Source organism: Pantoea piersonii, assembly GCF_003612015.1.
In the GTDB taxonomy this organism is placed as follows: Bacteria; Pseudomonadota; Gammaproteobacteria; order Enterobacterales; family Enterobacteriaceae; genus Pantoea; species Pantoea piersonii.
This window is the reverse complement of record NZ_RARB01000005.1, coordinates 26,403-40,678: the sequence shown is the minus strand read 5'-3', so window position 1 is coordinate 40,678 and position 14,276 is coordinate 26,403. Positions and strand designations below refer to the sequence as shown.

The 14,276-nt window shown below is 61.7% G+C and carries 14 protein-coding genes; 12 read left to right on the top strand and 2 right to left on the bottom strand.

The features are described from left to right. Positions 1–123: 123 nt before the first annotated feature. From D7S44_RS14505 to D7S44_RS14485, 5 genes are all read left to right on the top strand, one after another. Positions 124–1,329 carry a CynX/NimT family MFS transporter gene (locus D7S44_RS14505; RefSeq protein ID WP_120455998.1) on the top strand — a complete coding sequence of 402 codons (1,206 nt, stop codon included), beginning with the start codon at positions 124–126 and terminating at the stop codon, positions 1,327–1,329. A 165-nt stretch (positions 1,330–1,494) separates the two neighbouring features. After that, positions 1,495–2,415 (top strand): glutaminase B, encoded by a 921-nt coding sequence (gene glsB, locus D7S44_RS14500; RefSeq protein WP_120455996.1) that lies wholly within the window; start codon positions 1,495–1,497, stop codon positions 2,413–2,415. Positions 2,416–2,537: 122 nt separating this feature from the next. Then, entirely contained in the window at positions 2,538–2,987 is a 450-nt protein-coding gene (locus tag D7S44_RS14495; RefSeq protein WP_120455994.1) for a DUF2946 domain-containing protein, read from the top strand. Positions 2,988–3,034: 47 nt separating this feature from the next. Next, positions 3,035–4,762, top strand: a complete 1,728-nt coding sequence (locus tag D7S44_RS14490) for a DUF2534 family protein (protein WP_120455992.1) — start codon at positions 3,035–3,037, stop codon at positions 4,760–4,762. 132 nt (positions 4,763–4,894) lie between these two features. Further along, positions 4,895–5,599 (top strand): pirin family protein, encoded by a 705-nt coding sequence (locus D7S44_RS14485; protein WP_120455990.1) that lies wholly within the window; start codon positions 4,895–4,897, stop codon positions 5,597–5,599. Between the two features lie 147 nt (positions 5,600–5,746). Here D7S44_RS14485 and D7S44_RS14480 read toward each other — a convergent pair whose 3' ends face one another. Continuing rightward, entirely contained in the window at positions 5,747–5,959 is a 213-nt protein-coding gene (locus D7S44_RS14480; protein WP_120455988.1) for a hypothetical protein, read from the bottom strand. 184 nt (positions 5,960–6,143) lie between these two features. On the opposite strand from D7S44_RS14480, the gene D7S44_RS14475 reads away from it, so the two are divergent. The 7 genes from D7S44_RS14475 (at position 6,144) to crtB (ending at position 13,762) form a co-directional block, all read left to right on the top strand. Continuing rightward, complete coding sequence (locus D7S44_RS14475) at positions 6,144–6,728, top strand: YtfJ family protein (RefSeq protein WP_120455986.1); 585 nt, start codon at positions 6,144–6,146, stop codon at positions 6,726–6,728. A 223-nt stretch (positions 6,729–6,951) separates the two neighbouring features. After that, positions 6,952–7,860 (top strand): polyprenyl synthetase family protein, encoded by a 909-nt coding sequence (locus D7S44_RS14470; protein WP_120455985.1) that lies wholly within the window; start codon positions 6,952–6,954, stop codon positions 7,858–7,860. A 34-nt stretch (positions 7,861–7,894) separates the two neighbouring features. After that, complete coding sequence (gene fni / locus D7S44_RS14465) at positions 7,895–8,929, top strand: type 2 isopentenyl-diphosphate Delta-isomerase (RefSeq protein ID WP_120455983.1); 1,035 nt, start codon at positions 7,895–7,897, stop codon at positions 8,927–8,929. Beyond that, on the top strand, positions 8,926–10,215 hold the full coding sequence (locus D7S44_RS14460) for a glycosyltransferase (RefSeq protein ID WP_120455981.1): 1,290 nt from the start codon (positions 8,926–8,928) through the stop codon (positions 10,213–10,215). Before fni ends, D7S44_RS14460 begins: the two co-directional genes overlap by 4 nt. Next, complete coding sequence (gene crtY / locus D7S44_RS14455) at positions 10,199–11,362, top strand: lycopene beta-cyclase CrtY (RefSeq protein ID WP_120455979.1); 1,164 nt, start codon at positions 10,199–10,201, stop codon at positions 11,360–11,362. Before D7S44_RS14460 ends, crtY begins: the two co-directional genes overlap by 17 nt. Further along, positions 11,359–12,840: a phytoene desaturase gene (locus D7S44_RS14450; RefSeq protein WP_120455977.1), complete on the top strand. Its 1,482-nt coding sequence runs from the start codon at positions 11,359–11,361 to the stop codon at positions 12,838–12,840. The genes crtY and D7S44_RS14450 overlap by 4 nt, the downstream gene beginning before the upstream one ends. Beyond that, complete coding sequence (gene crtB, locus D7S44_RS14445) at positions 12,833–13,762, top strand: 15-cis-phytoene synthase CrtB (RefSeq protein WP_120455975.1); 930 nt, start codon at positions 12,833–12,835, stop codon at positions 13,760–13,762. Before D7S44_RS14450 ends, crtB begins: the two co-directional genes overlap by 8 nt. On the opposite strand, the gene D7S44_RS14440 is transcribed toward crtB, so the two are convergent. Beyond that, complete coding sequence (locus D7S44_RS14440) at positions 13,701–14,234, bottom strand: sterol desaturase family protein (RefSeq protein WP_120455973.1); 534 nt, start codon at positions 14,232–14,234, stop codon at positions 13,701–13,703. The two genes, crtB and D7S44_RS14440, sit on opposite strands and share 62 nt — an antisense overlap. Positions 14,235–14,276: the final 42 nt, after the last annotated feature.

Genomic DNA, 14,276 nt, shown 5'->3' with positions numbered 1-14,276 from the left:
TTTACAGGTGCGACATCAGTGATTAGAGTAGCGCGCAGACACCGGCCCTCTTCGCCGGTGCGTAAGCGTTAACGTCAACCAACGCACCACAGCGGCCTGGCCGCATTTTGTGATGCGGATCTTATGACCCTGCGACAAATCTCTGCTGTATGCGCTTCGCGCTTTTCCCAACCTGGCTTTTTCCTGCTGGTTATACTACTGACCGCTGCAAACCTGCGTGCGCCCATTACCGCCGTTGGCCCGGTGCTGGAAAACATTCGCTCCGCTTTTGGCCTGAGCGCCGCGGCCGCGGGCTTTTTCAATTTTATTCCTTTAATGATGTTCGCCGCGCTGGCGCCGGTTGCCGCCGCGCTGGGCAATCGCTACGGGCTGGAGCGCAGCCTGTGGGTGGCGTTGCTGCTGACGACGCTGGGATCGCTTGTGCGCTGGCTCCCTGATGAGGCCGCGCTCTGGAGCGGCACGTTTATGCTCAGCGCCGGGATCGCTGCTGCTAACGTGCTGTTGCCGCCGCTGATCAAACGCGACTTTACGCACCATACCGCAAAATATATCGGGCTTTATGCCGCCACCATGTCGCTGACCGCCAGCCTGGCGTCGGGCGTTGCCGTACCGCTCGCGACCTGGACCGAAGCGGGCTGGCGGCTTTCGCTCGGCGTCTGGGCGGTGCCAGGTCTGGTGGCGCTGCTCGCCTGGCTGCCGCTGTTGACGCCGCGCGCGGCGCATCGGTCAGGTGCGACGCACGCCCTCTCCGCTGTCGGCGCGACGCCCTGGCGCTCAGGCATCGGCTGGCAGGTATCGCTGTTTATGGCGCTGCAGTCGCTGGCGTTTTATACCCTGATCGACTGGTTTACCCCCTACGCGCAGGCGAAAGGTTACAGCCAGGCGGAAGCTGGCTGGCTGCTGTTTCTCTATCAGGCGATTGCGATCCTTGCCAACCTCGGCTGTATGGTGGCGCTGAAGCGTCTGCGCGATGCGCGTCTGACGGCGTTCGTCGCCTCCGCCGCCATTTTCTGCGGCGTGCTGGGGCTGTTGCTTCTGCCGCGTTTAGCCGCGCTGTGGCTGATTATCGCCGGTCTGGGCGCAGGTGCCTCACTGGTGCTCTGCCTGTCGCTGTTTAACCTGCGCGCGCGCGATCATCGCCAGGCGTCGCAGCTTTCCGGTATGGCGCAGTGCGTAGGCTATGCGCTGGCGGCGCTTGGCCCGCTGTTCTTTGGCATCGTGCATGAGCAGAGCGGTGACTGGACGCTGCCGCTCACGCTTCTGGCGGCCCTGAGTTTTATGCAAATGCTGCTCGCGCCGCTGGCTGGCAGCGCCAGGCAAATGCAGTGAGTCGCCGCGTCCGATAGCTTGCGGACCGGCGTTGAACAGGTGAGTTAACGTCGCGGCCGCAGGATTGCGTGGAAGATTTCACAAAATTTGCATCCGCTGCATTGATTCGGCGTCGGCACGCGTTCATTATCCGCCGCCAGACGCCTCAGAAAAGGAGATTCACTCGTGCCCGAACTCAGCAATGCGCTACTGGAAGAGATTCTGGAGCAGGTTCGTCCGCTTACCGCACGCGGCAAGGTCGCCAGCTATATTCCGGCGCTGGCCGAGGTGCCTGCGCACGCGCTGGGGATCGCCATCGCTACCCCCGACGGTCAGACCTGGCAGGCGGGCGACGCGCAGACCCGCTTCTCTATTCAGTCCATCTCCAAAGTGCTGTCGCTAAGCGTCGCGCTCACGCGCTATAGCGACGACGAAATCTGGCAGCGCGTCGGCAAAGAGCCTTCCGGTCAGCCGTTTAACTCGCTGGTGCAGCTGGAGCTGGAACAGGGCAAGCCGCGTAATCCTTTTATCAATGCGGGCGCGCTGGTGGTGTGCGATATGCTGGAAACGCGCCTGACCGCGCCGCGCCAGCGGATGCTGGAGATTGTGCGCCGGCTGAGCGGTCAGCCCGATATCAACTATGACCGACAGGTGGCCCGCTCTGAGTATGAACATTCGGCGCGCAACGCCGCCATCTCCTGGCTGATGAAGTCATTCGGCAACTTCCATAACGATGTCAGCGAGGTGATGCAGACCTATTTTCACTACTGCTCGCTCTCTATGAGCTGCGTCGAGCTGGCGCGCAGCTTTGTTTATCTGGCGAATCAGGGCAAAGCAGCGGATGGCTCGCCGTTTATTACCCCGCGACAGGCGAGACAGATTAACGCGCTGATGATCACCAGCGGTATGTATGACGGCGCGGGCGAATTCGCCTGGCGCGTCGGCATGCCAGCCAAATCGGGCGTCGGCGGCGGCATTATCGCGATTATTCCCCACAAAATGAGCATTGCGGTCTGGTCGCCAGGGCTGGATGCTATCGGCAACTCTCTGACGGGAACGGCCGCGCTGGAGCTGCTCAGCGAGCGTCTCGGCAGCTCGGTTTTCTGACGCAGCCGGCGCGGATGTTACAGGTGTAAACAGCAGCCGTAAGATTTTTTACAGATTTAGCCCCGTTCAGGGCCGTAACGCGGTAAAATAGCGCCTGACGTTTACCAGCCAGTGATGTTTTCATGACCTTTTTCACCCCGTTGCAACAGCGACTCAGCGCCTGCCTGGCTATCCTGGCGGTGCTGCTGCTGTTCGTCGCGCCTGTGGTGTCTAAGGATCTGATGGCGCGCCACACCAGCGCGATGCCCGCCCAGATGATGATGTCGCACAGCGACGATGCTATGCCCATGATGCATCACATGGACGGCGACATGATGATGCCCTCAGGACATATGATGTCCACCGACGAGGGTTTCGCCTGCGGCTACTGCGATCTGCTGGTGCATGTGCCGCTGATGATCTGGAACGCGGTTCCCCTGCTCTGGCTCATGATGCTGATCTCGCGTGCGCCGCCGCCGACACGGCGCGCAGAGCCGCCGCTACGCCGACGAGAACGCCGCGTTTACCGGCCTCGCGCCCCGCCTTCCCGCTGCGCTTTTTTTAATCAGAATGCCTGCTTTTCTGCTGTGTGACGCGGCGGAAACGGGTTCGTCTTTAACTGAATAAAAATGGATGTGCTATGTCATCAATTCGGGAAACGGCACGGCCGCACGGCTCGCTGTTTAATTTGCTACGCCGCCTGCACTTTTACATCGGGCTGTTTATCGCCCCTTTTATTTTTATCGCGGCGCTAACCGGCACGCTGTATGTACTGACCCCACAGATTGAGAATGTCCTCTACTCTTCCGCGCTGACCACCGAGGCGCAGGGCGTGGCGAAGCCGCTTTCGGCGCAGATTACGGCGGCGCGTCGCTATATTGGCGAAGGCGCGCGCATTTATGCGGTGCGTCCGGCCCCCGGCGCGCAGGACACCACGCGCGTGCAGTTCAACCAGAGCGATCTCGGCCCGTCAGAGTCGCGATCGGTGTTTATCGATCCCTATACCTTACAGGTTAAGGGCGATATGACGGTTTACGGCACCAGCGGCGTGCTGCCGCTGCGGATGTGGCTGGATGAGCTGCATCGGGGCCTGCTGCTGGGCGACTTTGGCCGCCTCTACAGCGAGCTGGCCGCCTCCTGGCTCTGGGTCGCCGCGCTGGGGGGACTGGTGCTGTGGCTCGGCACGCGACCGCGCAGGCAGGCGAAAAAACGCGCGTCCAGTTTTGCCTTTGCTCGTCACTGGCATATCACGCTCGGCCTCGTGCTGGCGCTGGGCCTGGTGTTCTTCTCCGTCACGGGCCTGACCTGGTCGCAGTGGGCGGGCGGCAATATTGATAAAATGCGCAGCGATTTCGGCTGGCTGACGCCGCAGGTACGCACCGCGCTGGACGATAGCGCGCCCGCTGCCACCGCCGATCCGCATGCCGATCATCATGCAATGCCGCAGATGGACGGTATGGATATGAGCAATATGGCGATGCCCGCCATGCCGGCCAAAGCGGCGAACGCCCCTGACGCCGACTGGGACAACGTGCTAAACGCCGCGCGCCGCAATGATATTCATGCCGCCAGAGTCGAAATGCGCCAGCCGAAAGAGAGCGGCCAGGCCTGGACGGTCAGCGAGATCGATCGCAGCTGGCCGAGTCAGGTTGATGCCGTTTCCGTAGACCCTGCCAGTTTCGCTATCGTCGATCGCGTTGAATTCGCGCACTTCCCGCTGGTGGCGAAGCTGACGCGCTGGGGTGTCGATGCGCATATGGGCGTGCTGTTCGGCTTGCCAAATCAGCTGCTGCTGGCCTTGTTTGGCTTTGGGCTGTGCGCCATGATCGCGCTGGGCTACCGCATGTGGTGGATTCGCCGTCCGGCACTACCCGTGCAGAATCCCGCGCAGACGCTCTTCACCGCCTGGCTGGCGATGCCGCGCTATGCGCAGGGCGCGTCGCTGATCCTGGCCCTGGCGCTGGGCTGGGCGCTGCCGGTGATGGGTGCCAGCCTGCTGGTCTTTATCGGGCTCGATCTGCTGCGCTGGCGGCGGGCGCAGCGCGCCGCGTTGCCGCAGCCGGAGACGCCGCTGGATCAACAATCCCCGCTCGGTATCGTGCGCGGTCGCTTTGCCGCCAAACAGAAAGAGATGCGTTATTTCCTGCGCAGCGTGGTGATTTTGTGGCTGATTGTCGGCACGGTGATGGGTAAAGCCATTATCAGCGGCGTGATCGATCAGTACCATATCGCCTTTAGCGACTGGTCGCTGATGATGTACGTTACTCAGGCGCTGATGGTGCTCCTCTATACCTCGGTCTTTACCGGTCTGATGTCGATTCCGCTGTGGTATTTCTTCCTCGGCGAAAGCGACGAGCAGGGCAAATAAAACCGCAGGCTGCCCGTCCGCAAGGGCGGGCAGCTTGTTCAAAAAAGTTGAACTCTCTCGGCAAATCTCCCCCCTTCTCATCTTTTCCAGCGGGTTTATTATCCCTCTGTAACCTTATAACGGGAGAAGATGATGAACGTCGTACGTGCCCATCGCGGCCAGCTGTTTGAATATGGTCCTTTTACCATTCGCCGCCTGCGTCCGGGTGAACGCTTCGGGCCGCTGGCGATTGTCGATATGACGACGCTAAAACTCGGGGCACGCATCCCGATGCATGAGCACGTTAATGACGACATCCTGAGCTACGTCTGGCGCGGATCGGTGCAGCATACCGACCCCAGCGGCGAACGTACGCCGCTGTCGGCGAAACGCGTCATGGTAGTGAATGCGGGCGAAGGACTGCGACACGAGGAGTCTGCGCCGCTGATTGAAGCGGAAGTGTTGCAGGCGTTTATCCGTCCGGCCCACGCTGGCGGCGCAGCGAAAACTCAGCTGCTGGAACGTGCTGACGGCATCACCCACAATGCCTGGACATGGCTGGCGGGCCCGGAAGGCAGCGCCGCGCCGCTGACGCTGCGCCAGGCGATTCATATTTACGATATTCGTCTGGAACGGGGTAAAACCCTTGATGTGCCCGCTATCCCGGGCTTCGCGCCCTGGCTGGCAGTGCTGGACGGCGTGGTGAACCTGGATGGTCAACGTCTGCATAAAGGGGATGTGGCTGGCGATACCGAAGCGCTGCCCGCTGTGACCGCCGAGCGCGACGCCACGCTAATCTGTTTCCTGGTGGATGCGCAAGCGACCGGCGTGATGAGCGGCACCATCAGCGGCAGTTGAAACCGCGCGGCCGTTTCTACAGCCTGTGGCACCTTGATAAAATACGGGCAGCATGGCCGGTCGCGCCGAAAGGCCCTGCGCCTTTTTGCAACCGGCTGTGCTGCCCGTATTACCGCGCGGATCAACCTCAGCGCTATCTGTTTTTTGTTATGTATGGTGCTGAACACGCTGCAGCCGGTGTCTGAACTGGCGCACCTCCTCACGCGACCAGCAGCGTTCCCTGAACGCCACATTTTCCATTGGTTCCGGCAGCGGCACACCCTCCAGCGATCCCCGATTACAGTATGCACGAACCAGCCTCAGCGGCGATACGCCAAGGTAACGTGCAAATTCTGAAAGCGTCATTAACTCACTTTTCATATCCGTCTCCTTTTGCGAATGTATATCTGCATCTTCGATTCCTTTTAGAGCGAGTTGTTTGATCTGGCGCAGTGAACAAGTGATTAATTTTTGACCCAGGCGTAAAAATTCATATTTTCCTGACTGGCGAAGCGGCGCTTTTTCGCCCAGGCTTGAGGCTCTTCTCTTCTGCTTGCGAGGATACGTGAAACCCTTCCTGCTGCTTATCCCCTTTCTTTTCCCCTGCCTGGCCGGCGCGCATACTTTTGAAACGGGAAAACCCCTTCCCCCGATTTTTATCGCTAACGAAGGCGAACTGGTGCTGCAGCATGAAATGCTGGGCTATCAGCGCTGGAGCAGCCAGTCGCTGACCGGCAAAGTGCGCATGGTCATTCACGTCGCGGGACGGCTTTCGGCCAAAGAGCAAAACGCGCCGCTGATCGCTGCGATCCAGCAGGCAAACTTTCCGCGCAGCCGCTTTCAGACCACCACCATCGTCAATACCGACGACGCTATCCCCGGCAGCGCCATTTTCGTCGAGCGCAGCATCAAATCGAGTAAACGCGACGCGCCCTGGCAACACTTTGTTATCGACAGCAGCGGCGTGGCGCAAAACAACTGGCAACTGACGCCGCACGGCTCCGCCGTCGTTCTGCTGGACAGGCAAGGAATCGTTCGCTTTGCCAAAGATGGCGCCCTGACGCCGCAGGAGGTTCAACAGGCTGTCGCTTTGCTTAATCAGCTGCTTACCAGCGAGCCGTCACCCTCCGAGACCGCACTTAGTTCGTGAGTAAAATTATTGTTTTATTGCCACTTATTCCCGTTTTGCCTTTCAGCCCGAAAATTCTCGACTACGCTTTATTTCACCGCCGCGTCAAAACAAAACAACCACGCTAAGTTCGCGGCGGCTCTAAAAATAATCGCACTGCTTTTTAATGATGGCTCCTTTAGCGCCACTTTGTTCATTGCAATCACGACAGGCCGACGCTCACCTGCAAGTAAGGACTGCCATCATGACCATTTTTGCTGAAAGAGATCTTACCCTCATCCCCAGCGATCCCCTGATATTACTGACCAGTATCGAGCAGCGTCTCGATCGGCTGCTGCCTGTGGAAAGCGAACGCGACTGCGTGGGTCTCGCCATGCGCGAAGGCGCGCTGGCGCCGGGTAAACGTATTCGGCCGGTGCTGCTGATGCTGGCTGCTCACGACCTTGGCTACCGCGATGAACTCAGCGGTCTGCTGGACCTCGCCTGCGCCATTGAAATGGTGCATGCCGCCTCACTGATACTCGACGATATTCCCTGTATGGACGATGCCGAACTGCGGCGCGGTCGCCCAACCATTCATCGTCAGTTCGGCGAACCGGTCGCGATCCTTGCGGCCGTCGCCCTGCTGAGCCGCGCCTTTGGCGTGATTGCGCTGGCCGACGGCATCAGCAGCCAGGCGAAGACGCAGGCCGTGGCTGAACTCTCCCACTCTGTCGGCATTCAGGGCCTGGTGCAGGGACAGTTCCGCGATCTGACCGAAGGCGCACAGCCGCGCAGCGCTGACGCTATTCAGCTCACCAATCATTTTAAAACCAGCGCGCTGTTTAGCGCGGCGATGCAGATGGCCTCCGTTGTTGCTGGCGCGCCGCTGGAGTCGCGTGAAAAGCTGCACCGCTTCGCGCGGGATCTTGGCCAGGCGTTTCAGCTGCTGGACGATCTGAGCGACGGACAGAGCGACACCGGAAAAGATGCGCATCAGGACGTGGGGAAATCAACGCTGGTCAATATGCTGGGCAGCAAAGTGGTCGAAAAACGCCTGCGCGATCATCTGCGGCGCGCCGATCGCCATCTCGCCTCCGCCTGCAGCAGCGGCTACTCCACCCGGCATTTTGTGCAGGCCTGGTTCGAAAAAAAACTCGCTATGGTCGGCTGACCGCGCGTTTCCCGTCTGAGTATATGGAGCAGCAATGAAGGACACGGACCTGACGAAACGCAAAAACGATCATCTGGACATTGTTCTGCGTAACACCACGCCGGCACCGGGCAGCTTCGCCCGCTGGCATTTCACCCACTGCGCCCTGCCGGAGCTGCATCTGGATCAGATCGATCTGCGCACCCGTCTGTTCAACCGCAGCATGCAGGCCCCTTTTCTTATCAGTTCGATGACCGGCGGCGCAACGCGCGCGCGCGCGATCAATCACCATCTCGCCGAGGCGGCGCAGACGCTTGGCCTGGCGCTCGGCGTAGGCTCGCAGCGCGTGGCGCTGGAAAGCGAAAACAACTTTGGCCTGACGCGCGATCTGCGCCGTATCGCTCCCGATATCCCGCTGCTGGCGAACCTTGGCGCGGCGCAGATCCTGGGCGAACAGGGCCGCCGACTGGCGCTCAACGCGGTAAGCATGATTGAAGCGGATGCGCTGATCGTCCATCTGAATCCCCTGCAGGAGGCCTTGCAGCGCGGCGGCGATCGCGACTGGCGCGGCGTGCTGGAGGCGATTGCGCAGCTGGTGAAGTCGCTGCCCGTGCCGGTGGTGGTGAAAGAAGTGGGAGCGGGCATCTCGCCGCAGGTCGCACAGCGGCTCGCCGAAGCGGGCGTCAGCATGATCGATGTAGCGGGCGCAGGCGGCACCAGCTGGGCGGCGGTTGAGGGCGAGCGAGCCAGCAACGCGCAGCAGCGCGCGGTGGCGATGGCCTTCGCCGACTGGGGCATCCCGACCGACGAAGCGCTGCGCGCAGTGCGCGACAGGCTGCCCGCTATGCCGCTTATCGCCTCCGGCGGCATTCGCGACGGCATCGATGCGGCGAAAGCGCTGCGGCTGGGCGCGGATATCGTCGGCCAGGCTGCGGCGGTGCTCAGCAGCGCCCTGCACTCCGCCGACGCGGTTATTACGCATTTTCAGACGCTGATCGAACAGCTGCGGGTCGTCTGCTTCTGTACCGGCAGCGCAAACCTGCGTGAGCTGCGCCTCGCGCCGCTGCAGCGCAGCGGAGAGAGGCAATGAGCCATTTCGCGGCGATCGCGCCGCCCTTTTACAGCCATATGCGCGCGCTGCAGGCGCTGGCGCAAACGCTGATAGCGCGGGGCCATCGCGTCACCTTTATCCAGCAGGCGGATGCCGCCGCGCTGCTTAACAATACGGCCATCGGTTTTCACGCCGTCGGGCTGGAAACGCACCCTGTCGGCACGCTCGATCGCACGCTGCAGCTGGCAGCGCACCCTGGCGGTTTAGGTATTCTGCGTCTGATCGGCGATATGGCCAGCAGCACCGATATGCTGTGCCGCGAACTGCCCAACGCGCTGCGTTCGCTGGCGGTGGATGGCCTGATTGTCGACCAGATGGCACCCGCCGGCGGGCTGGTGGCGGAGGCGATGCAGCTGCCCTTCGTGTCGGTCGCCTGCGCCCTGCCCGTGAACCGCGAAGCACATTTCCCGCTGCCGGTGATGCCTTTTCTGTGGGGGACCAGCAGCGCCGCGCGGGAGCGATTCGCCTCCAGCGAAAAAATCTATGACTGGCTGATGCGCAGCCACGATCGCGTGCTGGCGCACTATGCCCGCGCCTTTGGCCTCGCAGGCGAACGCCAGCCGCATCAGTGTTTGTCGCCGCTGGCGCAGATTAGCCAGCTGCCGCACGCGCTCGACTTTCCGCGCCGTGAGCTGCCCGCGCACTTTCATGCGACCGGCCCGCTGCGCGAGCCTGCGGTATCGACCGCGACACCGCTGTTTAGCGACGGCAAACAGCCGCGCATTTTCGCCTCTCTCGGCACGCTGCAGGGTGGCCGCTATGGGCTGTTTAAAACCCTGACGAAAGCCTGCCGCGAACTGCAGGCAGAGCTGTTGATCGCCCACTGCGGCGGCCTGAGCGATTTCCAGGCGCGCAAATTAGTGCGCGCAGGGGCGGCACAGGTCGCCGCTTTTGTCGATCAGCGCGCCGCGCTGGCGCAGGCGGATATAGCGATCACCCACGGTGGCCTGAATACGGTGCTGGATGCCGTGGCGCAGGGAACGCCGCTACTGGCGATCCCGCTCGCCTTTGACCAGCCCGGCATCGCCGCGCGCCTGACGCACCATGGGCTGGGCATTCGCGCCTCGCGCTTCGCCACCAGCCATCAGATTGCGCGCCGCCTGAGTCGCTTGCTGGAAGACCAGGCGATTAAACAGCGTATGTCGCTGCTGCAGCCGCAGCTGGCAACCTGCGGCGGCGTTGAACGCGCGGCCGATATCACTGAGCGCGCGCTGCTGACGCGCCAGCCAGTTCGCGCGGAGAAAAATTATGACATCGCAGTATGATCTGCTGTTGCTGGGGGCGGGGCTGGCGAATGGTCTGCTGGCGCTGCGCCTTAAACAGCAGCAGCCAGATCTGCGCGTGCTGGTTCTGGATGCCGACGCCAGAGCGGGCGGCAATCATACCTGGTGCTTTCACGCAGACGACCTCAGCGACCAGCAGCATCAGTGGATTGCGCCGCTGGTGGCGCACCACTGGCCGCACTACGAAGTGCGCTTTCCACAGCTGACGCGCCAGCTCGACAGCGGCTATTTCTGCGTAACCTCATCGCGCTTTGACGAGGTGCTGCGCGCAGCGCTCGGCGACGCGCTGCGGCTTAATCAGACCGTCGCCTGCTGCGGGCCTGACCACGTTCAGCTCGCCAGCGGCGAAGTGCTGCGCGCCCGCGCCGTGATTGACGGTCGCGGCTATCAGCCCGACGCCGCTCTGCAGATCGGCTTTCAGGCCTTTGTGGGTCAGGAGTGGACGCTGAGTCAGCCTCATCAGCTTGAAGGGCCGATTCTGATGGACGCTACCGTCGACCAGCAGGGCGGCTATCGTTTCGTCTATACGCTGCCGCTCTCGCCGACGCGTCTGCTGATCGAAGATACGCACTACATTGACGACGCCTCGCTGGCGGCGGCGCAGGCGCGTCAGAATATCTGCGATTACGCCGCCCGACAGGGCTGGCAGCTGGCGACGCTGATACGTGAAGAGCGCGGCGCGCTGCCGATTACGCTGGCGGGCGACTTCGAACGTTTCTGGCATCATCGTCAGCCCTGTGTCGGCCTGCGCGCCGGGCTTTTCCATCCCACCACCGGCTATTCACTACCGCTGGCGGCGTCGCTGGCGGACGCGCTGGCGACGGAGCAGAATTTTTCGCCTGACGCGCTCGCGCCGCGTATTCACCGCTTCGCCCAGGCGGCGTGGCGGGAACAGGGCTTCTTTCGCATGCTTAACCGCATGCTGTTTCTGGCCGCTGATGCGGATCAACGCTGGCGCGTCATGCAGCGTTTTTATGGCCTGCCGGAGGGGTTGATTGCCCGATTTTACGCCGGGCGGCTAACCTGGGCCGACCGGGCGCGCATTCTTAGCGGCAAACCGCCGGTGCCGGTACTGGCGGCGATACAGGCTATTCTCACTCAACCTTCTGGACGAAGAACATCACGATGAAGCAGACCACGGTAATTGGCGCAGGATTTGGCGGACTGGCGCTGGCGATTCGCCTGCAGGCGGCAGGCATTCCAACGCGACTGCTGGAGCAGCGCGACAAGCCAGGCGGCCGCGCTTATGTTTATCAGGATCAGGGCTTTACGTTTGATGCTGGCCCCACGGTTATTACCGACCCCAGCACCATCGAAGAGCTGTTCACGCTGGCGGGCAAATCGATGCGTGACTACGTTGAGCTGCTGCCGGTCACGCCCTTCTACCGGCTCTGTTGGGAGTCGGGCGAGGTGTTTAGCTATGACAACGATCAGGCGCGGCTGGAGGCGGAGATCCGTAAATTCAATCCGCGCGACGTAGCAGGCTATCAGCGCTTTCTCGACTACTCGCGCGCGGTGTTCGCCGAAGGCTATCTTAAGCTCGGCACCGTACCCTTTCTTTCGTTTCGCGATATGCTGCGCGCCGCCCCTCAGCTGGCGCGGCTGCAGGCGTGGCGCAGCGTCTACAGCAAGGTGGCGAGCTTTATTGAGGATGATAAGCTGCGCCAGGCTTTCTCTTTTCACTCTCTGCTGGTAGGTGGCAACCCCTTCGCTACCTCTTCAATCTATACGCTGATCCATGCGCTGGAGCGGGAATGGGGCGTCTGGTTTCCGCGCGGCGGCACCGGCGCGCTGGTTCAGGGCATGCTGCGACTGTTTCAGGATTTAGGCGGCACGCTGGAATTGAATGCGCGCGTCAGCCATATCGAAGCGAAGGATGCCGCGATTTCCGCCGTGCATCTGGAAGATGGCCGGGTATTTGAGACCCGCGCGGTTGCCTCCAATGCTGATGTGGTGCATACCTACAGCGACCTGCTCGCTCAGCATCCCGCCGCTGCGGCCCAGGGCAGAAAACTGAAAGGCAAGCGCATGAGCAACTCGCTGTTCGTGCTCTATTTCGGCCTGAATCATCATCACGATCAGCTGGCGCACCACACCGTCTGCTTCGGCCCGCGCTACCGCGAGCTGATTGACGAAATCTTTAACCACGACGGGCTGGCGGAGGATTTTTCCCTCTACCTGCATGCGCCCTGCGTCACTGACCCTTCGCTTGCGCCGCCAGGCTGCGGCAGCTATTACGTGCTGGCGCCGGTTCCTCATCTTGGCACCGCCGACCTTGACTGGAACGTAGAGGGGCCGCATCTGCGCGATCGCATTTTCGCCTATCTGGAAGAGCACTATATGCCCGGCTTGCGCAGCCAGCTGGTGACGCACCGCATGTTTACGCCGTTCGATTTTCGCGACGAGCTTAATGCCTATCAGGGCTCCGCTTTTTCCGTTGAGCCAATTTTGCGGCAGAGCGCCTGGTTCCGGCCGCATAACCGCGACAGCCACATTCACAATCTCTATCTGGTCGGCGCAGGCACGCATCCGGGAGCAGGCATTCCCGGCGTGATCGGCTCAGCCAAAGCGACCGCAAGCCTGATGCTGGAGGATCTGCATGAATAATCCGACGCTGCTGCACCACGCGGTAGAGACAATGGAGGTGGGCTCAAAGAGCTTCGCCACCGCGTCTAAGCTGTTTGACGCGAAAACGCGCCGCAGCGTGCTGATGCTCTACGCCTGGTGCCGCCACTGCGACGACGTGATCGACGATCAGCAGCTGGGGTTTCCTGGCGACCTCCCCTCAACGCAAACGCCGCAGCAGCGGCTGGCTCATCTGGAACTAAAAACCCGCCAGGCTTATGCGGGCGCGCAAATGCATGAACCAGCCTTCGCCGCCTTTCAGGAGGTGGCGCTCGCCCATGATATCTCCCCGGCTTACGCCTTCGATCATCTGGAGGGGTTCGCCATGGACGTGCGTGGCGCACGCTATGAAACCTTTCAGGATACGCTGCGCTACTGCTACCACGTCGCAGGCGTGGTAGGACTGATGATGGCGCAAATTATGGGCGTGCGCGACGCGGCCATCCTGGATCGCGCCTGCGATCTCGGCATCGCCTTTCAGCTGACCAACATTGCGCGCGATATTGTCGAGGATGCCCGGGTCGGGCGCTGTTATCTGCCGGAAAGCTGGCTGGAGGAGGCCGGACTGGATCGGCTCCACTTCGCCGATCGCCACCATCGCCCAGCGCTGGCGGGGCTGGCGCGTCGGCTGGTAAGCGAGGCGGAACCCTACTACGCCTCCGCCTCGGCGGGCCTGGCCGGGCTGCCGCTGCGCTCCGCCTGGGCGATCGCCACGGCGAAAGAGGTCTATCGGCGCATCGGGGTAAAGGTCTATCGCGCGGGGGAAACCGCCTGGGATTGCCGTCAGTCCACCAGCAAACAGGAGAAGCTCCTGCTGCTGGCGGCTGGCGCGGCGCAGGCGGTCAAATCTCGGGCGGCCGCTTCGCCGTCGCGTCCGGCTGAGCTTTGGCAGCGTCCGCGTTAGTCTGGCGCCCGTGTCGCTGACGCAGCGTCGCCTGCAATTTTGACAGCGGCGGCGCATAAAGGAAGCCGAACGAGACGCAGTCTTCCCGGCCGCGCACCGCATGGTGCATACGATGCGCCATATAGAGTCGTTTAAAGTAGCCGCGGCGCGGAATGTACTTAAAGGGCCAGCGCTGATGGACCAGGCCGTCATGCACGATAAAATAGAGCAGCCCGTAAAGCGTCATACCTGCGCCTATCCACTGCAGCGGCCAGACGCCTCGGCTGCCCAGGTAGATCAACGCAATCGCCAGTAAGGCGAATACCACCGCGTAAAGATCGTTGATTTCAAACCAGCCGGTGTGCGGCTCATGGTGCGACCGATGCCAGCCCCATCCCCATCCATGCATAATATATTTGTGCGACAGCGCGGCAGTAATTTCCATCGCGACGACGGTCAGCAACACGATCAAAGTATTCCACAACCACAGCATAGTCTCTCCCGTCAGTGCATCCTGCAAGCCAGCGCCGGCTGG